The organism is Marinobacterium stanieri (assembly GCF_900155945.1).
GTDB lineage: Bacteria > Pseudomonadota > Gammaproteobacteria > Pseudomonadales > Balneatricaceae > Marinobacterium > Marinobacterium stanieri.
Window position 1 is genome coordinate 233,418 of sequence record NZ_FTMN01000005.1, and the last position, 24,610, is coordinate 258,027.

A 24,610-nucleotide genomic window follows, 5' to 3' on the forward strand; every position below is an offset into this window, starting at 1 on the left:
ACAGGCCGGCTAACATGATTGTGTGGTATCTGCGCCTGCCGATGCCACATTGCAGGATGCCAATGGACCGATGAAAACCTGTCTAAAACGCCTGATGTCAGGGCTGATTTGTGTGCTGATACCACTGGCAAGTGGACAGTTACGGGCCGACGAAACGCGGCTGGTACGGGTGGGCGTGTATGAAAACCCGCCCAAGATCCTGCTGGGGCCTGACGGACAGCCCTCCGGAATTTTCGGTGAACTGCTGCGCCATATCGCGGATGAGGAAGACTGGCAGCTTGAGGCTGTCTCCTGTAACTGGAAAGCCTGTCTGCAGCAGCTGAGTGAAGGGCAAATCGACCTGCTGCCGGATGTGGCGCGTACGCCCGAACGCGAAGGCTGGCTTGGCTTTCACGACATTCCTGCCCTGAACAGCTGGTCCCGAGCTTATGCTGATACCGAGATCGAGTCGCCGCTGGATCTGGATGGCAAGCGAGTGGCGTTGCTGGCCGGCTCTGTTCAGCTGAGCTATCTGCGCGGTTTGGCCGAAGGCTTCGAGGTGAAGCCGATATTTGTTCAAGTCGACAGCTACCCCAAGGCGTTTGCTGCCGTGCAGCAGGGCGAGGCCGATGTGGCCTTCAGCAACCATTTTTTTGGCGACTACTTTGCACCCGACTATGGGCTTGAGGGTACGGCGCTGATCTTCCAGCCCAGCCGCCTCTTCTTCGCTACCCCCTTGGCACAAAATGCAGAATTGTTGAGTCGCATCGACCATTGGCTCGGTGTCTGGCGAGAAGACAAACGTTCGGTTTATCACGATATTCTCAGCCATTGGGGCGAGGCAGGGCAGGCGGCAGAGCTGCCGCGCTGGCTGCAAGCGCTGCTGGCCGGGGCTGTTTTATTGCTGTCCATGTTGGTTGCCTTTGTCTTTTTGTTGCGCATCCAGGTACGCAGCCGTACGCATATACTGGCGACTCGGGAGGCTCAGCTGGAAGGCGTACTGGCGGGAGTTGAATCCTGTATCTTCAACAAGGATGTGCAGCTGCGTTATACCTACGTGAACCCCTTTTTCTGTAAAACCATGGGACAGACCGAGGCCGGGCTTCTTGGGCGAACGGATGCTGATCTATTTTCAGCAGAAGAGGTCGAAAAAATTCATTCAGCAGACAGGGCGGTGCTGCTCAGCGGTGAACGGAGTGTCTGTGAAGAAGTTGTCAGGCTACCGGGGTCGCAGGAAACTCGTACCTTTCTGTCGGTGCGCGTGCCCCTGAAACTGGCTGACGGCCGTATCTGGGGCCTGTGTGGCGTGTCTACCGATATTACCGAGACCTACCGTCAGCAGGAGCGTATCCATCAGCTGGCCTGGTATGACTCCGTTACCCACCTGCCCAATCGGCAGCGTCTGTTGCAGGAATTGGCGGGTGCCAAGCAACAGGCCGAGGATCGCAAGCAGGACGGAGCGGTCCTGTTTATCGACCTTGATCACTTCCGTGACCTGAATGATGCCCAGGGGTACGCTGCCGGGGATGAACTCCTGCGCCAGGTAGCGGCGCGACTGACGGACCGTGTCAACGAGCGCTTTACGCTGGCGCGGCTGGGAGGGGACGAGTTTGTGCTCCTGGTCGAAGGGCTTGAGGCGACCCGCGAACAGGCCATGAATGAGCTGCAGCAGTTGGCCCAGGCCACTCTTCAGGCACTGGCAGAACCTTTTATTCTCAAGGCGCAGCGTCATCGATGTGGCGGCAGTATCGGTATCAGTCTCTTTTCTGACCTGCATGAAGATGCCGAAGGGCTGCTGCGCTGTGCCGAGCTGGCCATGAACGATGCCAAAAGTGCCGGCAGTAATTGCTTCCGCTTTTTTGACCCCTCCATGCAGGCGCAGGTGCAACACCGTGCCGAGCTGGAAGCCGGTATTCGTGTCGGCATGGAACAGGGCCAGTTTGAACTCTGGTATCAGCCCCAATATGACCGTCAGCAGCAGTTGCTGGGACTGGAAGCGCTGGTGCGCTGGCGCCATCCGGAAAAAGGGCTTATTTCTCCGGCCGACTTTATTCCCGTTGCCGAGGAAACGGGCCTGATCGTGCCTTTGGGTGATCAGTTGCTGGAGCAGGCCTGTCAGCAGCTGGTCCACTGGCAGCAGCACTCTCAGCTGAACGGGGTGCCTGTGGCGGTTAATATCAGTGCCCGCCAGATTCATACAGCGGACTTTGCCGAGCGTGTCTGTGCCGTGCTGGATCGGACTGGCGCCAGTGCCAATACGCTGGAGCTGGAAGTGACGGAGAGCATGCTGGTCAAGGATGTGGAGCAGACCATCGACAAGATGCGCCGGTTGCGCCTGAGGGGCGTGCGCTTCTCGCTGGATGACTTTGGTACCGGCTATTCATCGCTGATCTTCCTCAAGCAGCTGCCGCTGGACAAACTGAAAATCGATCAGGGCTTTGTGCGGGATCTGCTGTCGGACAGTAATGATGCAGCCATCGTCAAAACCGTGGTGGCTCTGGGCCAAAGCATGGACTTAACGGTGCTGGCCGAGGGGGTGGAAACCCGTGAGCACTGCGATGCCCTGGCTGCCATGGGGTGTTATGAATATCAGGGCTATTACTTCAGCAAGCCCCTGCCGCCCGCCGAGCTGGAAGCCCGGCTGGCGGAGCAGGTCGTTGAAAGTGGCACTCTCTGATCAGGCGGCTACAGGAGCCGCCTGAACCAGGAAGTTACGCTTCCGGGCCAGCACCTTGAACAGGGTAGGCACGAAATAGAACGACAGCAGGGTGGTCATCAGGGTGCCACCGGCAATGGCCACCGCGAAAGGAGGCCAGAAGCCGCCACCGGCCAGAATAAGGGGCATGAAACCACCGATGGTAGTAATGGTGGTGGAGCTGATATGACGGGTACAGCTGGCCACAGCGCTCTGAATGGCGTTCTCGTCGCCCCGGCAGGCGGCACTGCTGGCCTTGAGCTCGGCGAGGATAACGATGGCGGCGTTGATCGCCAGCCCCATCAGGCCCAGCAAGGCGATGATCACGGTGAAACCGAACGGGTAGCCAAACAGCCAAACCGTAAGCAGGCCAAGGCCGGCTGCCTGAATCGCGGTGGCGAAGATCACCAGACTGATGCGGAAGGAGTTGAACGACAGCACCACGACCGCCACCAGCAGCACCACAATAATGCCCACGTTGGCCAGCAGGTTGCCCACGGCGCTGTCCCGCTTGGACGCTTCCCCGCCCACTTCCAGACGATAGCCTGCCGGCAGCTGGAAACCTTCCGCTTCCAGAGCCTGGGTGTAGTCAGCCAGTACCTGCCCCGGCAGCACGCCGAAGGCCGGATAGCCCTCAATGACATTGACCCGCTCGCCATCCCGGCGCGGAATGGCACCATGAGCCGATTCCAGACGCACCTCAGCCAGGGCGCCCAGCGGGATATTACCGGCTGCCGGCGTGCTCAGGTGCAGCTGTGCCAGTGCATCCGGCGCGTTGCGCCGTTCGGCGTCCACGCGCACTCGCACCGGCAGGGTTTCGGTGCTTTGCAGGACTTCACCGGCTTTAATGCCCTGCAGCGCACTACGCAACTGTCCGGCAATGTCCTGCAAGGCCAGCCCGGCCAGACGAGCACTGTCTTCATCAACGCTCAAACGCACCTGGGGCGTACCCGGCTGCAGCGTCGAACGGGTGTGCATTACATCGGGGACGGCCGCAAGAATGCGGCGTGCCTCGTCGCCCAGTTCGCGTAGCCGTTCCAGTGACGGGCCATAGATGCGCATTTCAACCGGTGCATTGAAAGGAGGGCCCTGATCGAGTCGACGTACCAGCACCTGGGCGTCAGGCAGGCTGCGATCCATCTGCGCCTGCAGTTCCGGTATCAGGCGGTTGGCACTGGTGAAGTGGTCACTGGTCACCATCGCCTGGGCGTAATTGGGCTTGCCCTCATTGAGCGGCATCATGTTGTAGTAAAAGGGCGGGGCGCTGGTGCCCATGAACCAGGCAGTCTGCTGTATCTCGGGATGCTGGCGCAGGATTGCATCGGCTTCCTGGCTCACGCGGCGCGTCTCGGCCAGGCTGGCCTGAGGTGGCAGGTGCAGCTCGATATGGAACATGTCACGGTCGGAAGGCGGGAAAAACTGCTCGGTCAGCTGTCCGGCACTCCAGAAGCCCGTAATCGGTAACGCCAGCGTCAGCAGCAGAGTGGCCCAGGGGTGTGCGAGCGCCCAGCGTTGCGTAGCGTTGAAGCCCCGGCTCAGGCGCGGCAGGTGTAAACCGGTGCGGTACCAGTGGTCATCACCACGGGTGCCGGGTTTGAGGTAACGCCCTGCCAGTGCCGCGATCAGACTATGAGACAGCAGCCAGGACCCCAGCAGCGCAAAGATAACGCTGATGGCAATACCCCCGACGAACTCGCCCGCCGGCCCCGGCATCAGTACGATCGGCATGAATGCCAGAATGGTAGTCAGGGTGGAGCCCAACAGTGGCAGCCAAAAGTGACGTACCGAGTTAAGCACGGCTTGGCGGGCGGATTCGCCCTGCTGGCGCCGATGCTGGATGCTGTCCACCATGACAATGGCGTTGTCGATCATGATGCCCAGCGCGACCACCAGGCCGGTGACGGACATCTGATGAATCGGCAAACCGTAGAAATTCATGCAGGCGAGGGTAAACAGGGTGGTCAGGGGCAGCGCCAGGGCGGTGATCAGTGCGGCTCGCACCCCCAGTGTCACCAGCAGCACCAGCAGGATGAGCACAAACCCCTGGCCTATATTGAGGACCAGTTCGCTCAGGCGCACCTCGGTGTAGCCGCTTTGATCGAACAGAATGCGCGTTTCGATATTGGCGGGGACACTGGCGCTGAAGCGCTCGATCTGTGCCCTTGCCTGCTCGGTCCATTGGTCGACACGCAGGTGCGGCAGCATGCGAATACCGACGACAATTCCCTGACGACCATCGATCCAGGCTTCTTCTCGGGCCGGGTCATGCACACCCATACGTACCTGGGCCAGGTCGCCCACACGGCTGATATTCCCTTGTTCATCGGTTTGCAGAGGGATACGACGAATGCGTTCCAGGCTGTCCAGCGCACCGCTGAGTTCCACCTGCAGTTGGGTACGATCATTGCTCAGCTCACCGGCCGAAATACGGCCGTCCGCTGCACCGATGGTAGCGGCAATGGCGGGCAGGCTGAGACCACGGGAGCCGGCCTGTTCCAGATCTACATCGACCTGAATCTCTTCTTCCTGCTCGCCATAGCGGTCCACATAGTCGGTGCCGGGCAGGGCACGCATGCGACTTTCAAACTCATCGGCGTAGCGGGTCAGCGTGGCCAGATCAGCCGGCTCCTGGCCACGCCAGTTGAGCCCGACCAGCAGCGTGAAAGCGTAGCCTCGCTTGTCTTCCAGATAGGGAATCGAGCTGCCACTGGGCAGTTCCGGGGCAACATCATTCAACAGATCGCGGGCGCGAGACCAGACGCTCTGCACATCGGTAACCCTGTCCTGCAGTTCAATGCTGACGATGGAGATACCCAGCCGGGAGGTGGAGGAGATCTCCTTGATCTCGGCCAGTTCGCGCAGGCTGTTTTCGATCGGTTCCGACAGCTGTGCTTCAACACGCTCGGCACTGGCGCCGGGCAGTTGTGTCATGACCGTGGCCATACGGGCCAGTACACGAGGATCTTCCTGGCGGGGCAGGCTGTGTAAGGCAGCCGTTCCGGCCACGATCAGCAAGGCGACCATCAGGGCCAGCAGGCGTCCGTTGAATAGAAGCTGTGCCATCATTGCTGTGCGCCTCCAGCGGCCACTTCCTGCAGTGCTTCAACCGCCTGGCCGGGCACAACGCGGTGCAGACCCCGGTTCAGCAGTTGCTCTCCCTGGCCCAGTGCACCGCTGATGTAGGCACTTTCTTCGGTACTGTGCAGAATGCGCACATCCCGTGCCTCGACCTGATTACTGTCACTGACGACGTAGACCTGCCAGAGGCCGCGCACGCTGTCGGTCAGGGCACTGATGGGCACCCAATAGCCGGATTCCGGGCGGTATTCGGGCAGTTGTAACCGCACCAGTGTGCCCTGGGGCAGGTTAAGTGGCTCTGTTGGCCGGAAACGGGCCTGAAGGGTACGGCTCATGGGAGCCAGTTCGGCCCCCACCTGAATCAGGTCAACGCTGAGGGTGCGTTTGCCTGCTTCCAGGGTATAGGTCTGCCCGGTTTGCAAACGCGTTGCCTGCTCGGGTGGCAGGCCGATGGTGAACTCGGTGCCGGATTCACTGAGCAACTGCAGCACCGGCTGCCCCGCAGACAGCACCATGCCTTCATCGGCCAGGCGCTGGCCGACACGGGCATCAAAGGGGGCGATCAGCACGGCTTTTTCCTGCTGCAGGCGGTTACGCGCCAGGTTGCTGCTGATCACGGCCATGGCGGCCTTGAGAGCATCGACTTCCGCTTCCAGCTCATCCCGGTTCTGGGTGGAGGCATAGCCGCGCTGTTCCAGTGCGCCCAGTCGTTCCAGGCTGGTGCGTGCCAGTCGCAAGCGGGCCTGTGTTTCCTGCTGCTGCGCCTTGAGTCGCTGCACTTCGGTATCCAGCAACTGGGTGTCGAGCCAGGCCAGCTGCTGGCCGGCTTTGACGTAGTCACCGCTATCGACCGCGATCGTTTTCAGCTTGCCGCGGGTCTCGAATCCCAGTGCGGAATTCTGTGCCGCTTCGACACGGCCGGCGTAGGTATGAATCAATTCAAATCCGGGGCTGGGCTCCAGTGCCTGGGTGCTGACGGCCAGAGGTCGTGCGGTTGCAGCCGTTTCCTCTGCTTCCTGGCAGCCGCTCAACAGCAGCAAACTGCTGAGTAAAACAAAAAGGTTGATCGATGCGGGCATCTTCATGGTTGTATTCCGGCTATAATTGTAACTAGACCTGTGAGTCCAGTTTAGTTTTATAAAACTGGACTGTCTAGTTTGATATGTTTTTGTCGGGAGAAAGATGTGAGACCCAGCAGTGCAGCCAAACGGGAGCAAATTCTCGAAGCGGCTTCGACGCTTTTTGTACAGAACGGATTCACCGACACCAGCATGGAGATGGTGGCTCAGGAAGCGGGCGTGTCCAAGCAGACCGTATACAGCCACTTTGGCAACAAGGATGAGCTGTTTATGGCGGCTATCCAGTGTAAGTGTCAGCGCTATGAGCTGGCGGACCTTTGTGCCGCAACCGAGGGCAGCCTGCGTGATCGCCTGCTTGTGATCGGACGGGGATTTATCCGTCTGCTGTTGTCTGAAGAGGCACGACAGGTACACAAAACCTGCATTGCCCAGGTCGATACACAGCCGCAGGCGGCGGTGCTGTTTTTTGAGGCCGGACCACGGGTGGTGATGGCTGCATTGACGGAGATGCTGGAGCGAGAGTGTCGGGCCGGCCAGATTCACGCCGACAACCCGCGCCATGCCGCGATTCAATTGCTGATGATGTGGCAGGGCGAAGCCAAGATGCGTTCAGAACTGGGTATTGAACCCCAGTTGAGCGATGACGAAATCGATACCTATATTGTCAGCTGCGTGGATCTGTTCCTGCGCGGCTATGCCCCCTGATATCGTCTACTGAACCACCTCCGCATTCATTACCTATACTGCAGGTAATAGCGGAGGTGTCCCATGTCTATCCTGCGGCACGTGCTGGTGTGTCTGCTGTGCTGGAGTTCCCTGTCGGCTTTGCCCCTGGTGCAGGCGGCTGCAGCCGATACCCCTGAGCATGCGGTCTGGGTACTGCGTCTTGAGGGAGTAGTGGGCCCGGCCAGTGCCGATTATCTGGTAAGGGGGCTGGAGCAGGCCGCCCAGTCCGGTGCCCGGGCGGTGGTGATCGAAATAGATACGCCGGGCGGGCTGGATCTGTCCATGCGGCAGATGATCAGTGCCATTCTGGCCGCACCCATGCCGGTAATCGGCTACGTTACCCCCGGTGGAGCCCGTGCGGCCAGCGCCGGTACCTACCTGCTGTACAGCTGCCATGTTGCCGCCATGTCGCCTGCCACCAATCTGGGAGCCGCGACACCTGTCAGTCTGGGCGCCACGCCTGGCCCTCAACCCTCATCTGAACCCGATTCCGAGTCTGACCAGCCCCCAGCGGGCAATGCCATGCAGCGCAAGATCATCAACGACGCCGTGGCCTATATTCGTGGTCTGGCCGAGTTGCGTGGGCGCAATGCCGACTGGGCGGAACAGGCGGTGCGTGAGGGCCGCAGCCTGAGTGCTTCGGCAGCACTGGAGTTGAATGTGATCGACCTGATTGCACCGGATAGAACGGCGTTGCTCACCCGCTTGCAGGGCCGCGAGGTCAGTCTGGCTGGCCAGACGCTCAAACTGAATCTGGCGGATGTTCCGCAATATGAATACTTGCCGGACTGGCGCAATGAGTTCCTGGCCATTATCACCAACCCCAATGTGGCCTACCTGCTGATGCTCATTGGCATCTACGGTTTGATCTTCGAATTTTCCAACCCGGGCTTCGGGGTACCGGGTGTGCTGGGTGTGATCAGTCTGCTGGTGGCGCTCTATGCCTTTCAGGTACTGCCGATCAGCTATGCCGGCCTGGGTCTGATGCTGTTGGGGGTAGGGCTGATTCTGGCGGAAGCCTATGCTCCCAGCTTCGGCATCCTTGGCATTGGAGGCTCCATCGCCTTCGTGGTGGGCTCGATCATGCTGATGGATACCGAACTGCCTGCCTACCGTATTGCCTGGCCGATGATTCTGGCCTTCGGGCTGGGCTCAATGGCCGCAGCCTTTGCCGTGGTGTTGATGGCGCTGCGCGCACGCCGCCAGCCGCAATCCATTGGTGTGGATGCGGCGCGAGGGCAGCAGCTGAGCGTTGAGGTCTGTCGTGATGACCAGGCGCTGGTGCGTTTTGAAAGCGAGCTTTGGCCGGTCCGGTCAGAGCAGTCTTTGCAACCGGGCGACCGGGTGCGAGTGGTCGGCAGTGCCGGCCTGCATCTGATCGTGGAAAAGCTGGAGACCTGATATGTTCGGTTTTCCCTATTTCATCACCACCTTGGTGGTGCTAGCGATTCTGCTGCTGCTCTCCATGTTCCGCATTCTGCGTGAATACGAGCGCGGCGTTATTTTCCTGCTGGGGCGTTTCTACCGTGTCAAAGGCCCCGGTCTGATCATTGTTGTTCCCATCATCCAGCAGATGGTGCGTGTGGATCTGCGTACACTGGTAATGGATGTACCCACTCAGGATGTTATCTCGCGCGATAACGTGTCGGTGCGCGTCAATGCGGTGATCTATTTCCGTGTGGTCGACCCGGAGCGGGCCGTCATCCATGTGGAAAACTATCTTGAGGCGACCAGCCAGTTGTCCCAGACCACGTTGCGTTCGGTATTGGGCCAGCACGAGCTGGATGAAATGCTGTCGGAACGTGACCAGCTGAACTCGGATATCCAGAAGATCCTCGATAAACAGACGGACGCCTGGGGGATCAAGGTAGCCAACGTCGAGATCAAGCATGTGGATCTGGACGAGAGCATGGTGCGTGCGATTGCACGTCAGGCTGAAGCCGAGCGCTCACGTCGTGCCAAGGTGATTCATGCCCTGGGTGAGCAGGAAGCCTCGGAAAAACTGCTCAATGCTGCGCAAACCCTGTCGCAACAACCCCAGGCGATCCAGTTGCGCTATATGCAGACGCTCACCGAAATTGCTGGCCAGAACAGTCATACGATCGTGTTCCCGTTGCCGGTCGATATGTTTAGCCAGCTCGGTGATATCCTGAAGAAACCCGATATCAAAGAGCCGGAGCAGAAGGCGGGTTCATGAAAAAGGTGGCTGTTTGCCGTATATTGGATTGATCTAATATTCTTGTAATGTCGCCAAAGCAGCTCATAATCATCCAGTAATTGAGCGTACAGGGCTAGCACAGGGGAATTCAGTGTGGACGAATCTCGGCAACAGGAAGTGGACCTCAGTCTGCATGAGTTGGACCATATTCTCGGTCTGCAGCAGCGCATCTGCGGGTTGGTCGCGTCGGCAACGCCTTATCTTGAGGTGATTGATGAAACCTGCCGTATGGCCGAGCGCCTGTTGCCGGGTTCGGTGGCGTCATGCATGCACCTGGACCCTGATACCGGGTTGATGAGTGTGATATCAGCCCCCAGTGTGCCCGAAGCCGGTATCGAACGCCTCAGCCAGCTGCGCCCCGGCCCCGAGGGCGGCTCCTGCGGCAACGCCGTGTTTCATAACGAACCCGCCTATGTGCAAAACACCTTTGAAGACCCGAGCTGGAAAGGGTTACGCAGCCTCGCGGTGGACTTTAATCTTTGCGCCTGCTGGTCGGTGCCGGTACGGGATGACCTTGGCACCGCCATAGGCTCATTCGCCCTGTCATCCTTTGAGCACCGCACGCCCTCGGCATTTCACAAGCGCCTGCTGGAAGTGGGGGCCGCGCTGGTGGCCATTGTGCTGGTGCGCCATGCCCAGCAGCAACGGCTGGAAGATGAGAAGGACGCTCTGATCGAACAACTGGGCCGTGATGCCCTTACGGGCCTGCCCAACTCACAAAGCCTGATCCGTACCCTGCGCGAAGTGCCAGCGACCTCGGCACTGATTCTGTTGAACCTGAATAACCTGGGCTTGATCAATACCCGCTACGGGCTGGAAACCGGTGACCGGCTGTTACAGGCCTTCGCCAGCACCCTGTCGGGTATTGCCGGCAGCGGCCGCCTGTTTCGAGGCAGCGCTGATCAGTTCGCCCTCTATTATGATCATTTGGACGACCCCGCCGCCGAGCTGGAACGCCTGCGTCAGCATTTCTTTGGCGAGCCGGTGTGCCTGCAGGAGATGAAGTTCTACCTGACCTTTAACGCCGGTGTCGCTACCGGGGGCGAGGATCTGCTGCGCCGGGCGATGGTGGCGCTGAAGCAGGCTCGCCTGCGTGGCAAGAACGCCACCAGCCTGTATCAACCGGATACGGACCAGCCGGCCCTGCAACAACAGGTAGATTACATTGGCTGGAGTGTGCGCTTGCATGAAGCCCTGCGCACGGGGGGCGTGCGTGCCTGGTACCAGGGCATTCGGGATAACAGCAGCGGCGAGATCCATAAATGGGAAGCGCTGGTGCGTTTGGAGCATGGCGGGGAAGTGTTCGGGCCGGGGCAGTTTCTGCCGGTGGCCGAACTCATCGGCCTGATGCCGGCGATTACCCGTGCCGTGATCGATCAGGCGGCCGAGCGTTTGGCCGTGCAGGCGGGGTGCATCTCGGTGAATATCACCGAAACCGATCTGGAGTTGGGCTACCTGCCGGACTTTCTGGAGCGCACTCTGCAGACACGTGGGGTATCACCCGAGCGTCTGATTCTGGAAATACATGAAGGTATCAGCAGCGGCAGCAAACAAACCTATATCGAACAGCTGCAGCAGTTGAAACGGCGCGGCTATCAGTTGGCCATTGATGACTTTGGCACCGAGTACTCCAACTTCGAGCGCATCCTCGAGCTGGAGATCGACATGATCAAGGTAGATGCGAAGTACATCCGCAACATCCATCAGGATGCCACCAGTTATGAAATCGTGCGTGCCATGGTGTTCTTTGCCCAGAACGCCGGTATCCGCACGGCAGCAGAATTTGTTCACTGCGCCGAGGTACAGGCCGTGGTGGAAGCGCTGGGTATCGATGAATCCCAGGGCTTCCTGTTCAGCGAGCCCGCGCCCCAGCCTCAGGCATAACCCTGGAAACCGGCTTACTGGTCGTCGTAGTGGATGACCGAGAGCAGCTGTATGGGCACTTCCAGCAAGACTTCAGGGCCGTGCGGAATCTCGGCATCGAAGGAGAGTGCATCCCCCGGTCCCATATCGTATAGATGGTTGCCGTGACGGTAGCGAATCTTCCCCTGTAATAGATAGATGAACTCCTGCCCCGGATGCGAAAAGGTGGGGAACACCTCGCTGGCATCATCCATGGTGATCAGGAAAGGCTCGTAGCTTTTCTTCTTGCCGCGGTGGTAGCTCAGCAACTGGTAGGTGTGGCCTTTCTCGGTACCGCGCCGGACCACTTCCATCCCTTCACCAGCCTTGGTCAGCTGAGCTGTCCCTTCGGGACGGTCGTAATCGGTGAACAGCTGTGAAATCGGCAGGCCGATGGCATCGCAGAGGCGACTCAGCGTATCCAGACTGGTGGACACCTGGGCGTTCTCGATTTTACTCACCATGCCCTGGCTGAGACCGGCGATACGCGCTACATCAATTATCTTCAAACCCTGCTCGGTGCGTTTGCTTTTCACCCGCATGGCGATGTACGACTCCAGGCGCAATCTTGGGCTGTCTTCTTCTTTTTCTTTCATACTCGCATGCTCCTTTTTTGTGCGGTCTGAACAGCTTTGGTGCGTTTTTGCAGGGCAAAAATGGCACCGGACCGGCACAATCCTGTTAGCGGGTAAATATTCCTATCAGGAAATATAGTTTCACAAGCCTTGATTTTACGGCCCTTTCACCCGAATCGAATCTTTTTTTTAACGCAAAGTGCAAAGTTGGCAAAGTGATTGCTTTTACCTTGGTGAAATAAATTTTCCCATCGAGAAATATGGACCAAGGTCATGGCTATCGAAACGCAAAACGCACGTAAATACCGCTTAACCGTCTCTTGCCCCGACAAGGTGGGTATCGTGGCCGCCGTTACCCAGTTCTTCGCCTCTCATAATGGCTGGATCAGTGAAGCGCACCAGTTTGCCGATACCGAAAACTGCCAATTCTTCATGCGCTATGAAGTCTTGGCGGACTCTCTGCCTTTCTCACTTGATGAGTTGAAAGCGAAATTCGCGCCACTTGGCGATGAATTCGACATGCAGTGGCAGATTACCGACTCCGCACAGCGCAAGCGTATTGTGCTGATGGTATCAAAAGAAGCCCACGCTTTGTCTGATCTGCTTTACCGCTGGCGCTCCGGGGAGATGAATATCGACATCCCCTGCGTCATCTCCAACCACGATGTGCTGCGTTCCTATGTTGAATGGCACGGTATTCCTTTCGTGCATGTGCCGGTGGACATGAGCAACAAGGAGCCGCACTTCCAGGCTGTGAAAGAGCAGATCGCTGCTGCCGAAGCAGATGCCATCGTGCTGGCCAAGTACATGCAGATCATCCCGGAAGAGCTGTGCGAGCTTTACCCAAGCCGCATCATCAACATCCATCACAGTTTCCTGCCGTCCTTCATCGGTGCCCGTCCCTATCACCAGGCGGCCGAGCGTGGCGTGAAGCAGATCGGTGCCACCTGTCACTACGTGACCTCCGAGCTGGATGCCGGTCCGATCATCGAACAGGACGTCCACCGCGTGACGCATCACAACACCACCGCCGACATGGTGCGTCTGGGTAAGGACGTAGAGAAGGCCGTGCTGTCCCGTGGCCTGCGTTACCACATCGAAGACCGTGTCCTGGTACGCGGCAACAAAACTGTTGTTTTTGCCTAGGAGAATCCCATGCCCTGGCGCCTGCTCAAATACGGCCTCAAGTCGTCACATAACGAGCCCCGGTTCTTTCCTGAAGCCAAGCCGCTCAAATCTCATTACGACGTAGTGATCATTGGCGGCGGCGGGCACGGCATGGCCTGTGCCTACTACCTGGCGAAGGAACATGGCATCACCAATGTTGCGGTACTGGAACAGGGGTATATCGGTGGTGGTAACACGGGTCGTAATACCACCATCGTGCGCTCCAACTATCTGACACCGGAAGGGGTCAAGTTTTACGACACCAGTCTCAACCTGTTTGAAGACCTGGCCGATGACTTCGACCTCAACATCTTCTACTCAACCCGTGGCCACTTCACCCTGGCCCACACCGACAGCGCCATGCGCACCATGCGCTGGCGTGCCGAGGTGAACAAGCACCACGGCATCGAATCGGAAGTGGTGGACCGGGACTTCATCGCCAAGGAAGTCCCCTACATGGACCTGGACTGTGCCGGTACCCATCCGGTGATGGGCGCGCTTTATCACGCACCCGGCGCAGTGGCGCGCCATGATGCCGTCGCCTGGGGCTATGCCCGCGGCGCTTACAATCGCGGTGTCGAGATTCACCAGAAAACCCGTGTTACCAGTATCCGTACTCAGGGTGACAAGGTGACCGGCGTGGAGACTGATCGCGGCTTTATCAGCTGCAACAAGGTGGTCTCCATGGTGGCCGGTTCTACACCGCGCATCACCTCCATGCTGGGGCTGGAAACACCGATCGAGATCTTCCCGCTGCAGGCCTGTGTGTCCGAGCCGGTGAAGCCGTTCATGGACACCATCGTGGTCTCCGGCAGCCTGCACGTCTATGTCAGCCAGTCGTCTCGCGGCGAGATGGTGATGGGTGCCTCGGTAGATCCGTCGGTACTGCATTCCACCCGCTCCAGCTTCAACTTTGTTGAAGGCCTGACCGACCAGATGATCGACCTCTTCCCGTTCATGAGCCGCATGAAAGTGATGCGCCAGTGGGCCGGCATGAGCGACATCACCCCTGACTTTGCCCCGATCATGGGTAAAACGCCCATCGACGGTTTTTACCTGGATGCCGGCTGGGGAACCTGGGGCTTCAAGGCCACGCCGGTCAGCGGCAAGACCATGGCCTGGACCCTGGCCAACGACCGCAACCATGAACTGATTGAACCCTTCCGCCTGTCCCGCTTCACCGACTTTGAACTGGTCGGTGAGAAGGGCGCAGCGTCGGTCGGGCACTGAGGAGAGGGGACGATGAAAGTATTCGACTGTCCCGTGATTGGCCCCCGGCCGATCAGCGAATTTGATTACATCGGTGAAGTCCGTCGCCCGCCGATGGATGCCGACGAGCCCACCTGGGCCGCGTATGTCTTCAACCGTCAGGGTGCGCCGGGCCTGCTGCGCGAGTGGTGGTATCACCGTCCGACCGGGCGCTGGTACGTCATGGAACGCGACACCCTGAAGGATGAAGTGGTGCGGTTTATCGATCTGGAGGAGGTGCGTTATGACATCCCGGCTTGATCCCCAGCCGCTGGAGTGGCTCGACCGCTCCGAGACGCTGAGCTTCGAATTTGAAGGCCTGGCCTTCACCGGTTTCGCTGGTGACAGCATCAGCTCGGCCCTGCTGGCATCCAACCAGACCCTGTTGGGTCGCAGCTTCAAATACCACCGCCCCCGCGGCGCGGTGACGCTGGCCAACCACGACGTGAACGCGCTGTTCCAGAGCAGTGAAGAGCCCAACATCCGCGGCGATGTCACACCGCTGGCGGCGGGCATGTCGCTGACCGCCTGCAACGTCAACGGCAGCCTGGAAAAGGACAAGGACCAGATTATCGGCAAACTGTCCCGCTTCCTGCCGGTGGGCTTCTACTACAAGTCATTCCACAAGCCGAAAAAACTGTTTCCGATGTGGGAGCGTGTGATTCGCGAAAAGGCGGGCCTGGGCACCATCGATACCCGCTGGGATGCGCGCCGCAAGGCCAAGACCTATGGCTTCTGCGATCTGTTGGTAGTGGGTGCCGGTGCCTCTGGCATGCAGGCGGCGCTGACAGCGGCGGAGCAGGGGCTGGATGTAGTCCTGGCAGACGAGAACCCGCATATCGGCGGCAGTCTGGATTACCAGCTGGCGAACGATGACAGTGCTGCACCGATTCGCACAGCGTTGAAACAGAAAGTACAGAGCCACGCCAATATCCGTGTGCTGCCGGGCCACCTGGCCTGTGGCTGGTATACCGACCACTACGTGCCGCTGTTGGGGCCGGAAGGCATCGTCAAAATGCGTGCCCGTGCCGTGATCAGTGCCACCGGCGTGATGGAGCAGCCTGCTGTGTTCCGCAACAACGACCTGCCCGGCGTAATGATGGCCTCTGGCGCCCAGCGCCTGGTGGCACGCTATGCGGTTAAACCGGGTCAGCGAGCTGTCGTGCTGACAGCCAACAGCGAAGGTTATCGTGCTGCGCTGGATATGCTGGCTGCCGGTGTCGAAGTGGCTGCGGTCGTGGATATGGGCAAGGCTGACAGCCGTGGTCGCTGGGCCGACGAGCTGAAGAGCAAGAATGTCAGCGTGCTGGAAGGCCACGCGGTGTACGAAGCCAAGGGCAAGGACAAATTGAAGCAAGTTGTCGTTGCTCCCTTTGATGGCTCGGCCTGCAACCTCAAGCTGGCGCGCGAGATTGATGCTGACCTGCTGCTGATGAGCGTGGGCTGGGCCCCGGCCGCGCAGCTGCTGTATCAAGCGGGCAGCCGTCTGGCTTACGACAGCACCCTGGAGCAGATTCTGCCTCAGGAACTGCCCAGCGGCATCTTCGCCTGTGGTCGTTTGAACGGTGCCTTTACGCTGGATCAGCGCCTGGCCGATGGTGAACGTGCCGGTACTGAAGCGGCGGCGTTCCTCAAGGATCAACCGCTGCCGGCCGAGCAGACAGACTGCCGCGACACTGAAGCGCACTCCCACCCCTGGCCGATTGTGGATCATCCCAAGGGCAAGAACTTTGTCGATTACGACGAAGACCTGCAGCTGAAGGATCTGGTCAACGCAGCGAAGGAAGGCTTCGACAATATCGAGTTGATGAAGCGCTTCTCCACCGTGGGCATGGGTCCGAGTCAGGGCAAGCACGCCAACATGAACGGTATCCGTGTGTTGGCAGCGGTCACTGGTCGCACCATCGACCAGACCGGCTCGACCACCGCACGTCCCATGTTCCACCCGGTTCCGGTGCAGGCGCTGGCGGGTCGACGTTTCCGTGCGGAACGTCTCACGGCCATGCATCAGTGGCACCTGGATAACGGCGCCCAGATGATGGAAGCCGGTGCCTGGCTGCGTCCCGAATTCTATGGTCGTCAGGAAGAGCGCGCTCAGGCGATCCTGCGTGAAGTGCAGGCGGTGCGAACCGGTCTGGGTCTGATCGACGTTTCGACGCTGGGCAAGATCGAGGTGATGGGTCCGGACGCTGGCAAGTTGCTGGATGGCGCCTACACCATGCGCATGTCCAACATTAAACAGGACATGACCCGTTACGCCCTGATGGTGGACGAAAGCGGCGTCATCGTGGATGACGGCATCGCAGCCCGTGTGGCCGAAGACCGCTTCTACGTGTCGGCCACCACCAGCCATGCGGACGCGACCTTCCGCACCCTGTCCCGCCACATTGTGGAGTGGGGGCTGGATGTGCGTCTGGTCAATCGCACCGGCACCTTGGCCGCCATGAACCTGGCCGGTCCTCATGCCCGCAAGCTGCTGGCACCGCTGACCGACATCGACCTGAGCGAAGAGAACTTCCCCTACCTGGGCTTCAAGGAAGGCAACCTCTGCGGTGTCCCCGTGCGTCTGATTCGCGTCGGTTTTGTCGGCGAGCTGGGCTACGAGATCCACCTGCCGATCGAGTCCGCACAGCTGGTCTGGAACACCCTGATGAACAAGGGTGCCGAGTACGGTATCCGCCCGTTCGGTGTGGAGGCCCAGCGAGTGCTGCGTCTGGAGAAGGGCCACATCATTGTGGGTCAGGACACCGATGGTCTGACCAACCCGTTCGAAGCCAACATGCCCTGGGCGGTGCCGCTCAAGAGCAAGCCTTGGTTCACCGGCAAGCCATCGCTGGCGCTGCTGAAGGAGCGCTGCCAGCGCACCCTGCGCGGTTTCATGCTGCCCAAGGGCTACAGCGGTGAGCTGCCGAAGGAATGCCATCTGCTGATCGACAGCGGCGATATCGCCGGTCGCATCACCAGTATCGCCTACAGCCCCTCACTGGGTCGCTACATTGGTCTGGCCATGGTGGACCAGCCGTTGGCCGGCAGTGATCGCATGTACCAGGTGCGGGTCGATTCCGGTGCGCTGGTTCCGCTCGAACCCTGTGCAATTCCCTTCTATGACGCCGAAGGCGAGCGTCAAACCATCGACCTGACGGAGGTGGCCTGATGATTGCTTTGCAAGTAAATGAAACGGAGCGGGCCAGCTATCTGCTGACCGGCCCCGAGAGCAGCGAAGCCCTGGCGAGTGCCGGTCTGCCGGTTCCCGAACAGGTGCTGAGTGCAGAGGAGCGCAGTGGTGCTCTGGTGGCACGCACAGGACGTGACGAATACATGGCGATGCTCAAGGCCGGTGTCACGGCGCCGCAGAGTGAATGGTGTTTCCGCCGTTACGACAGCGTGTTTGAGCTCAAGGGTGAAGGCTGGGTCGAGATGATGGCCCACCTGTGCCAGTACGACTTCCGCCAGCTTAAGCCGGGTGACTGGCTGATGACTTCCGTCGCCGGGGTCAATTGCTGGCTGTATCACGAAATCGAGAGTGGCAGTTTGTTGATCGGTGCTGATCCGGGCTACCGCCACTACCTCAACGAAACGTTCAGCGCGGTCCTTGGTGACCTTAGCGCAACCCGAAATCCGACAGGAGGTGCATCATGATGCCCGCAGAGATCGAACGCATTGTCAGCCAGAACGATATCAAATACGTACTGGCCCAGTTTGTGGATATCCACGGCGTTGCCAAAACCAAATCGGTTCCGGCCAGCTGCCTGATGGATGTGGTGGAAAAGGGTGCGGGTTTTGCCGGCTTCGCCGTCTGGGGCATGGGCATGGAGCCGCACGGCCCTGACTTCATGGCCCGTGGCGACCTGAATACCTTCAGTGTCGTGCCCTGGCAGCCGGGTTATGCCCGCATTGCCTGCGATGGTTATGTGAATGATGCGCCGCACCCCTACTGCAGCCGCGTCGTGCTAAAGCAGCAGCTGGCGCGCCTGGCCGAGAAAGGCTGGACCCTGAACACGGGGGTGGAGCCGGAGTTCTCCCTGTTCACCCGTGATGAAAAAGGCACTCTCAAGCCGGTGGATGAGAGCGACGTACTGGACAAGCCCTGCTACGACTACAAGGGTCTTTCCCGCTCTCGCGAGTTCCTGGAGCGCCTGGTGGAATCCCTGCAGGCAGTGGACTTCGACGTCTATCAGATCGACCACGAAGACGCCAACGGCCAGTTCGAGATCAACTACACCTACAGCGATGCGCTGACCTCCGCTGACCGTTTCACTTTTGTGCGCATGGCGGCCGGCGAGATCGCCAACGACCTGGATATGGTTTGCTCCTTCATGCCCAAGCCGTCTTCGGACCGCACCGGTAACGGCATGCATTTCCACCTGTCGATCACCGACAAGGATGGCCAGAACCTGTTCCATGATGCCGATGACAAGAGCGGCATGGGCCTGTCCAAGCTGGCGTACCACTTTACCGCCGGTCTGCTGGCACATGCCCCGGCACTCTGCGCTATCGCAGCCCCGACCGTGAACTCCTACAAGCGTCTGGTCGTGGGCGGCAACGCCTCGGGTGCGACCTGGGCGCCGGCCTATGTCTGCTACGGCGACAACAACCGTTCCGCCATGGTCCGTATCCCCTACGGCCGTCTGGAATTCCGTCTGCCGGACTCCGGCTGCAACCCCTACCTGGTGACCGCAGCCCTGATCGCCGCCGGTATGGACGGTGTCGAGCGTGAGCTGGATCCGGGTGAGCCGATGAACGTGAACCTGTACAGCCTGAGCCTGGACGAGATCAAGGAGAAGGGTGTCAGCATCCTGCCGCAGAACCTGAATGAAGCTCTGGACGCGCTGGAAGCGGATACCGTTTTTACCGAAGCCCTGGGTAATGAAGTTGTGTCCGAGTTCCTCAAGGTGAAGCGGGCCGAATGGGTGGAATACAGCCGCCATGTATCCGACTGGGAAGTCAGTCACTACGCCGAATTTTTCTGATCCGGTTTTGTTACGAGGAATTTGATTATGTGTGGAATTGTCGGGCTTTATCTGAAGAACCCTGAACTGGAAAGCCGGATCGGCGAACTGTTTAAACCGATGCTGATCGCCATGACCGAACGCGGTCCCGACAGCGCCGGTTTCGCCATCTACGGTGATGAAGTGGGCGATGGCTGGGTCAAGCTGACCCTGCGTCACCCGGATGCTGAATATGACTGGGAAGCGCTGGCCACCCGTCTGAAAAACGAGCAGCAGATGGAACTGAGCTGGTTCCAGAACGCCAGCGTTGCCGTGTTCAAGGTGCGTGCTGAAGAAGCTGCCCTGCGTGAATGGCTGGCGGAAGAAGCGGCTGATGTACTGATTCTCAGCGTGGGCCAGTCCATCGAGATCCTGAAAGAAGTGGGTTTGCCGGAGAAGATTGCTGAAAACTTCAACCTGGAAGGCATGAAAGGCAGCCACATCATCGGTCATACCCGTATGGCGACCGAGTCTGCCGTCACCATGGAAGGCAGCCACCCGTTCTCCACCGGCATGGACCTCTGCCTGGTACACAACGGCTCTCTGTCCAACCATAACCGTCTGCGTGATGCCCTCAAGCGCGAAGGCATCAGCTTCGAAACTCAGAACGACTCCGAAGTCGCGGCGGGTTACCTTACCTGGCGTCTGCAGAAGGGCGACAGCCTGAAGGAAGCGCTGGAGCATGCGCTGGAAGATCTGGATGGCTTCTTCACCTTCACCATCGGCACCCGCGACGGTTTTGCCGTCATGCGTGACCCCATCGCCTGTAAGCCGGCGGTACTGGCCGAAACGGATGACTATGTCGCCATGGCGTCTGAATACCAGGCCCTGACCACCCTGCCGGGCATCGAGAATGCCAAGGTCTGGGAGCCGGAGCCGGCCACTTTCTATGTCTGGGAACGCAGCAGCAACTGAGCCTGAGTCGAGGAGAAACAACGATGAAAACGATTGATCTGGCTGAATCCAGCATCCGTGAACTGAACCAGGCGCTGCACGACCAGGCCACCGAATGTACCGAGCGCGAGTGGGAAGTGCTGAACCCCAAAGGGCAGCACAACATCGCCTGCGGTCTGGACCAGAACCTGGCGGTGGATATCCAGGGCCACGCCGGTTACTTCTGCGCCGGCATGAACAAGAAAGCCCATGTGGTGGTGCACGGTAACGTGGGCCAGGGTGTGGCTGAAAACATGATGTCCGGCACTGTTCGCGTCAAGGGCGACGCGTCCCAGGCCGCTGGCGCCACCGCTCATGGCGGTCTGCTGGTGATCGAGGGTAACGCCGGTGCCCGTTGCGGCATATCCATGAAAGGTGTGGATATCGTGGTCAAGGGCAGCATCGGTCACATGAGCTGCTTCATGGGCCAGTCCGGCTCGCTGGTTGTATGCGGTGACGCCGGGGAAGCACTGGGCGACTCCATGTACGAGGTGCACATCTACGTGAAGGGCGAAGTGAAATCCCTGGGCGCGGACTGCATCGAGAAAGAGATGCGCGCCGAGCATATCGAAGAGCTGACTGACCTGCTGAACCGCGCCGGTGTGGATGAAGATCCGGCCAGCTTCAAGCGCTACGGTTCAGCCCGTCAGCTGTACAACTTCAAGGTTGATAACGCATCTGCCTATTAACGGACCGACAGGCCGTCATGGCCGCCCAATATGTGTGTATAGGGGCGGCCTCTGAAACCGATTTTTGAGGACTTGATTATGAGCAACGATATCAACGTCAACCCGGGCCTGCGTGAGTCAGCCACCTTTGACCGTACTACCATGGCCGAGATCCGCCGCGCTGCCGATAGCGGTATCTACGACATCCGCGGCTTCGGTGCCAAGCGTAAGCTGCCGCACTTTGATGATCTGCTGTTCCTGGGAGCGTCCATGTCACGCTACCCGCTGGAAGGCTACCGCGAGAAGTGCAACACCCAGGTCACCCTGGGCACCCGTTTCGCCAAGAAGCCGATCGTGATTGAAACCCCGGTCACCATCGCCGGCATGAGCTTCGGTGCTTTGTCTGCCAACGCCAAGGAAGCCCTGGGCCGTGGCGCCTCCATGGTGGGCACGACCACCACCACCGGTGATGGCGGCATGACGCCTGAAGAGCGTGGCCAGTCCAGCAAACTGGTGTACCAGTACCTGCCGTCTCGTTACGGCATGAACCCGGACGACCTGCGCAAGGCTGACGCCATCGAAGTGGTACTGGGCCAGGGCGCCAAGCCGGGCGGCGGCGGCATGCTGCTGGGCCAGAAGATCACCGACCGCGTTGCGCAGATGCGTACGCTGCCCAAGGGTATCGACCAGCGTTCCGCTTGCCGTCACCCGGACTGGACCGGCCCCGATGACCTGGCAATCAAGATTCAGGAACTGCGTGAAATCACCGACTGGCAGGTGCCTATCTACATCAAGGTGGGCGCGACCCGTACCTACTACGACGTGAAACTGGCGGTTAAAGCCGGCGCTGATGTCATCGTCGTTGATGGCATGCAGGGCGGTACTGCGGCGACTCAGGACGTGTTCATCGAGCACGTGGGTATCCCGACGCTGGCCGCCATCCCGCAGGCAGTTCAGGCGCTGCAGGAGATGGGCATGCACCGCAAGGTTCAGCTGATCGTCTCCGGTGGTATCCGCAACGGCGCGGACGTGGCCAAGTGCATGGCACTGGGCGCCGATGCGGTCGCAATCGGTACTGCAGCGCTGGTGGCACTGGGTTGTAACGACCCGAAATACAGCGAAGACTACGAGAAGATCGGTTCGGCTGCAGGCTTCTACGATGACTATCAGGAAGGTAAGGACCCGGCCGGTATTTCCACTCAGGACCCTGAGCTGGCCAAGCGTCTGGACCCGGAAGATGGCGGACGCCGTCTGGCCAACTACCTGCGCGTTCTGACCCTGGAAGCCCAGACGCTGGCCCGTGCCTGCGGCAAGAACGACCTGCGTAACCTGGAGCCGGAAGATCTGGTAGCCCTGACCGTTGAATCCGCTGCCATGGCGCGTGTTCCTCTGGCGGGTACTACCTGGGTGCCGGGCCAGAGCTTCTAACGGAGCATGCCACTGAAACCCTTCTAATCTGAGGCGGGGGCAACCCCGCCAGCAAGCAAACAAGGAGACACGCGTGAATCAGGCGCTGACTGTAAGTGACAAACGGATTGATGGTAAAGCCGTGGCAGCAGAGCTGCGTAAATCCATAGCGGCACAGGTGGCTGAACGGGTTTCAGCCGGTAAATCACGTCCGGGGCTGGCGGTAGTACTGGTGGGCGAGGATGCAGCGTCCCAGGTCTACGTGCGCAGCAAGGTTAAGGCCTGCGAAGAAGCCGGCATTATTTCTCGCAACCACAGTCTGCCGGTCGAAACGACCCAGGAAGAACTGCTGGCTCTGATCGATACCCTCAACGCTGACCCGATCATCAACGGCATTCTGGTGCAGCTGCCGCTGCCACCGCAGATCGATGTTCAGGCGGTGATTGAGCGTATCGATCCGAGCAAGGATGTGGATGGTTTCCACCCCTACAACCTCGGTCGTCTGGCGGGCAAGGCACCGACCCTGCGTCCCTGCACTCCCTATGGTTGCATGCGTCTGCTCGACGCCTACGGCATCGACCCCATGGGTAAAAAGGCTGTCGTGGTGGGTGCATCCAATATCGTCGGCCGCCCGGTCGCGCTGGAACTGCTGATGGCCCGTGCCACTGTAACGGTATGCCACTCCAAAACCGCCGACCTGCCGGCGGAACTGGCGCAGGCGGATATCGTGATCGCGGCGGTGGGCATTCCCGAGTTCATCAAGGGCGAATGGCTCAAGCCGGGCGCTGTGGTGATCGATGTGGGTATCAACCGACTGGATGATGGCCGCCTGGTGGGCGATGTGGAGTTTGAGCCGGCATACGAAAAGGCTTCAGCCATTACGCCCGTGCCGGGCGGTGTTGGGCCGATGACGATTGCCTGCCTTCTGCAGAATACGCTGGAGGCCTGCGAAGCTGCGGAAACCGCTTAATCACCAAGTTCCCCCTCGACGTTGTGTTAATTTGCCGCAGGCTCTTGATTGGGCCTGCGGTTTTTTTGCGTTTGCAAAAGCAGAGGTTGCCATATCTAAGCAAAGGGAGCGTGAAAAGCTGCAGGAATCACAGTAGATTAGCAGGGTGTTAGGCGTCCAATATAACAATCCGTCTTGGCCTCTGATGCTTGTCAGAGTGCTACAAGAGACAATACATGATGCACGAAAACCGGGATGCAAACCCCTTCCAACATGAAACGCTTGCCTTGATCGAGCGGCTGGTTCCCCTCAGTGGCTCAGCATTCTTTCTGGTGAACCCGGATATGCAGCATAGCGGGGCGTTGCTCTATAATCTCGCGCCCACAGCCGAACGTGAATACCGCACCGAGTTTGGTGCGCTGGACCCCCTCAATCCCGAGCGCTTTGCCGACAGCGATGAAACCGTGGTGACGCTGGATTCACGTATCGCGCCTCACTTTCTGCGTCAGACGCTCTACTACCAAAACTTTATGGTCCCCCATAATCATCGTTATGTGGCCGACATGTTCTTTCGCCGTGATGGTCGCATTATTGCCGGCCTGACCATTCTGCGGGAGGAGTCCATGGGAAACTTTCGCGCGGATGAACTGGCGTTGCTGCGCAAGGTGCAGCCCTTTATCGAGTTCTCGCTGAATCAAACCTACCTGCCGCAGCGAGACCGTGAACGTGAGGGGATTGGCAGCAAATATGATCTGACCGAGCGTGAGCTGGATGTGCTGGAGTGTGTGCTACGCGGTAATACCAACAAGGATATTGCCATTCAGCTTTCTCTGGGTCTGGCCACGGTCAAAACCCACCTGCACCATATCTTCAGGAAAACCGATGTGAGAGTTCGCAGCGAGCTGGTCGCCAAGGTGATGGCGGACCTCAACCGCTGAACTCAACCCTTTGATGGATGCCGCCAGCGGCCCTCAGCCCGAATACTGATGCCTGATTTC

19 protein-coding genes are annotated in these 24,610 nt (G+C 59.4%); 16 read left to right on the forward strand and 3 right to left on the reverse strand.

The window, feature by feature from the left end:
* Positions 1 to 70 precede the first annotated feature (70 nt).
* On the forward strand, positions 71 to 2,656 hold the full coding sequence (locus tag BW956_RS12920) for an EAL domain-containing protein (protein WP_244894367.1): 2,586 nt from the start codon (positions 71 to 73) through the stop codon (positions 2,654 to 2,656).
* Here BW956_RS12920 and BW956_RS12925 read toward each other — a convergent pair whose 3' ends face one another.
* Both BW956_RS12925 and BW956_RS12930 read right to left on the reverse strand, forming a co-directional pair.
* The gene (locus BW956_RS12925) at positions 2,657 to 5,740 is read right to left on the reverse strand and encodes an efflux RND transporter permease subunit (protein WP_076463082.1); all 3,084 of its coding nucleotides are present in this window, start codon (positions 5,738 to 5,740) and stop codon (positions 2,657 to 2,659) included.
* The gene (locus tag BW956_RS12930; protein ID WP_076463083.1) at positions 5,737 to 6,837 is read right to left on the reverse strand and encodes an efflux RND transporter periplasmic adaptor subunit; all 1,101 of its coding nucleotides are present in this window, start codon (positions 6,835 to 6,837) and stop codon (positions 5,737 to 5,739) included. Before BW956_RS12930 ends, BW956_RS12925 begins: the two co-directional genes overlap by 4 nt.
* A 99-nt stretch (positions 6,838 to 6,936) precedes the next feature.
* Between BW956_RS12930 and BW956_RS12935 the strand changes: the two genes are divergently transcribed.
* The 4 genes from BW956_RS12935 to BW956_RS12950 all read left to right on the forward strand — a co-directional run bounded on the left by BW956_RS12935 (position 6,937) and on the right by BW956_RS12950 (position 11,659).
* A complete protein-coding gene (locus BW956_RS12935) occupies positions 6,937 to 7,536 on the forward strand; it encodes a TetR/AcrR family transcriptional regulator (protein WP_010324860.1) in 600 nt (199 codons plus the stop codon).
* Between the two features lie 63 nt (positions 7,537 to 7,599).
* Complete coding sequence (locus BW956_RS12940) at positions 7,600 to 8,958, forward strand: NfeD family protein (RefSeq protein WP_076463084.1); 1,359 nt, start codon at positions 7,600 to 7,602, stop codon at positions 8,956 to 8,958.
* Between the two features lies 1 nt (position 8,959).
* Positions 8,960 to 9,754 (forward strand): slipin family protein, encoded by a 795-nt coding sequence (locus BW956_RS12945; RefSeq protein ID WP_076463085.1) that lies wholly within the window; start codon positions 8,960 to 8,962, stop codon positions 9,752 to 9,754.
* A gap of 114 nt (positions 9,755 to 9,868) precedes the next feature.
* A complete protein-coding gene (locus tag BW956_RS12950) occupies positions 9,869 to 11,659 on the forward strand; it encodes an EAL domain-containing protein (RefSeq protein WP_076463086.1) in 1,791 nt (596 codons plus the stop codon).
* Positions 11,660 to 11,673: 14 nt separating this feature from the next.
* Here BW956_RS12950 and BW956_RS12955 read toward each other — a convergent pair whose 3' ends face one another.
* Positions 11,674 to 12,273, reverse strand: a complete 600-nt coding sequence (locus tag BW956_RS12955; protein ID WP_076463087.1) for a helix-turn-helix domain-containing protein — start codon at positions 12,271 to 12,273, stop codon at positions 11,674 to 11,676.
* A gap of 252 nt (positions 12,274 to 12,525) precedes the next feature.
* Here BW956_RS12955 and purU point away from each other — a divergent pair, with 252 nt between their 5' ends.
* The 11 genes from purU to BW956_RS13010 all read left to right on the forward strand — a co-directional run bounded on the left by purU (position 12,526) and on the right by BW956_RS13010 (position 24,550).
* Positions 12,526 to 13,398 (forward strand): formyltetrahydrofolate deformylase, encoded by an 873-nt coding sequence (gene purU / locus BW956_RS12960; protein WP_076463088.1) that lies wholly within the window; start codon positions 12,526 to 12,528, stop codon positions 13,396 to 13,398.
* Between the two features lie 9 nt (positions 13,399 to 13,407).
* Positions 13,408 to 14,649: an FAD-dependent oxidoreductase gene (locus BW956_RS12965; protein ID WP_076463089.1), complete on the forward strand. Its 1,242-nt coding sequence runs from the start codon at positions 13,408 to 13,410 to the stop codon at positions 14,647 to 14,649.
* Between the two features lie 12 nt (positions 14,650 to 14,661).
* Entirely contained in the window at positions 14,662 to 14,928 is a 267-nt protein-coding gene (locus BW956_RS12970) for a sarcosine oxidase subunit delta (RefSeq protein ID WP_076463090.1), read from the forward strand.
* The gene (locus BW956_RS12975) at positions 14,912 to 17,821 is read left to right on the forward strand and encodes a 2Fe-2S iron-sulfur cluster-binding protein (RefSeq protein ID WP_076463091.1); all 2,910 of its coding nucleotides are present in this window, start codon (positions 14,912 to 14,914) and stop codon (positions 17,819 to 17,821) included. The genes BW956_RS12970 and BW956_RS12975 overlap by 17 nt, the downstream gene beginning before the upstream one ends.
* Entirely contained in the window at positions 17,821 to 18,306 is a 486-nt protein-coding gene (locus BW956_RS12980; RefSeq protein WP_076463092.1) for a hypothetical protein, read from the forward strand. Before BW956_RS12975 ends, BW956_RS12980 begins: the two co-directional genes overlap by 1 nt.
* Positions 18,303 to 19,637: a type III glutamate--ammonia ligase gene (glnT, locus tag BW956_RS12985; RefSeq protein WP_010324850.1), complete on the forward strand. Its 1,335-nt coding sequence runs from the start codon at positions 18,303 to 18,305 to the stop codon at positions 19,635 to 19,637. The genes BW956_RS12980 and glnT overlap by 4 nt, the downstream gene beginning before the upstream one ends.
* Before the next feature lie 27 nt (positions 19,638 to 19,664).
* Positions 19,665 to 20,570, forward strand: a complete 906-nt coding sequence (locus BW956_RS12990) for a class II glutamine amidotransferase (protein ID WP_076463093.1) — start codon at positions 19,665 to 19,667, stop codon at positions 20,568 to 20,570.
* 23 nt (positions 20,571 to 20,593) lie between these two features.
* Positions 20,594 to 21,277 carry a GltB/FmdC/FwdC-like GXGXG domain-containing protein gene (locus BW956_RS12995; RefSeq protein WP_010324848.1) on the forward strand — a complete coding sequence of 228 codons (684 nt, stop codon included), beginning with the start codon at positions 20,594 to 20,596 and terminating at the stop codon, positions 21,275 to 21,277.
* A gap of 78 nt (positions 21,278 to 21,355) precedes the next feature.
* Positions 21,356 to 22,684 (forward strand): FMN-binding glutamate synthase family protein, encoded by a 1,329-nt coding sequence (locus BW956_RS13000; protein WP_010324847.1) that lies wholly within the window; start codon positions 21,356 to 21,358, stop codon positions 22,682 to 22,684.
* Positions 22,685 to 22,757: 73 nt separating this feature from the next.
* Positions 22,758 to 23,633, forward strand: coding sequence for a bifunctional methylenetetrahydrofolate dehydrogenase/methenyltetrahydrofolate cyclohydrolase FolD (gene folD, locus BW956_RS13005; RefSeq protein WP_010324846.1), 876 nt, complete (start codon positions 22,758 to 22,760; stop codon positions 23,631 to 23,633).
* Between the two features lie 215 nt (positions 23,634 to 23,848).
* A complete protein-coding gene (locus BW956_RS13010) occupies positions 23,849 to 24,550 on the forward strand; it encodes a helix-turn-helix transcriptional regulator (protein WP_076463094.1) in 702 nt (233 codons plus the stop codon).
* Positions 24,551 to 24,610 lie beyond the last annotated feature (60 nt).

Bases quoted from the DNA above. Each gene is read 5' to 3' on its own strand.
- BW956_RS12975 (WP_076463091.1), top strand. From the start codon at position 14,912: ATGACATCCCGGCTTGATCCCCAGCCGCTGGAGTGGCTCGACCGCTCC.
- BW956_RS12990 (WP_076463093.1), top strand. From the start codon at position 19,665: ATGTGTGGAATTGTCGGGCTTTATCTGAAGAACCCTGAACTGGAAAGC.
- BW956_RS12995 (WP_010324848.1), top strand. From the start codon at position 20,594: ATGAAAACGATTGATCTGGCTGAATCCAGCATCCGTGAACTGAACCAG.
- BW956_RS12930 (WP_076463083.1), bottom strand. From the start codon at position 6,837: ATGAAGATGCCCGCATCGATCAACCTTTTTGTTTTACTCAGCAGTTTG.
- BW956_RS12945 (WP_076463085.1), top strand. From the start codon at position 8,960: ATGTTCGGTTTTCCCTATTTCATCACCACCTTGGTGGTGCTAGCGATT.
- BW956_RS12925 (WP_076463082.1), bottom strand. From the start codon at position 5,740: ATGATGGCACAGCTTCTATTCAACGGACGCCTGCTGGCCCTGATGGTC.
- BW956_RS12965 (WP_076463089.1), top strand. From the start codon at position 13,408: ATGCCCTGGCGCCTGCTCAAATACGGCCTCAAGTCGTCACATAACGAG.
- BW956_RS13000 (WP_010324847.1), top strand. From the start codon at position 21,356: ATGAGCAACGATATCAACGTCAACCCGGGCCTGCGTGAGTCAGCCACC.
- BW956_RS12920 (WP_244894367.1), top strand. From the start codon at position 71: ATGAAAACCTGTCTAAAACGCCTGATGTCAGGGCTGATTTGTGTGCTG.
- purU (WP_076463088.1), top strand. From the start codon at position 12,526: ATGGCTATCGAAACGCAAAACGCACGTAAATACCGCTTAACCGTCTCT.
- BW956_RS12970 (WP_076463090.1), top strand. From the start codon at position 14,662: ATGAAAGTATTCGACTGTCCCGTGATTGGCCCCCGGCCGATCAGCGAA.
- BW956_RS12940 (WP_076463084.1), top strand. From the start codon at position 7,600: ATGTCTATCCTGCGGCACGTGCTGGTGTGTCTGCTGTGCTGGAGTTCC.
- BW956_RS12980 (WP_076463092.1), top strand. From the start codon at position 17,821: ATGATTGCTTTGCAAGTAAATGAAACGGAGCGGGCCAGCTATCTGCTG.
- BW956_RS13010 (WP_076463094.1), top strand. From the start codon at position 23,849: ATGATGCACGAAAACCGGGATGCAAACCCCTTCCAACATGAAACGCTT.
- glnT (WP_010324850.1), top strand. From the start codon at position 18,303: ATGATGCCCGCAGAGATCGAACGCATTGTCAGCCAGAACGATATCAAA.
- BW956_RS12955 (WP_076463087.1), bottom strand. From the start codon at position 12,273: ATGAAAGAAAAAGAAGAAGACAGCCCAAGATTGCGCCTGGAGTCGTAC.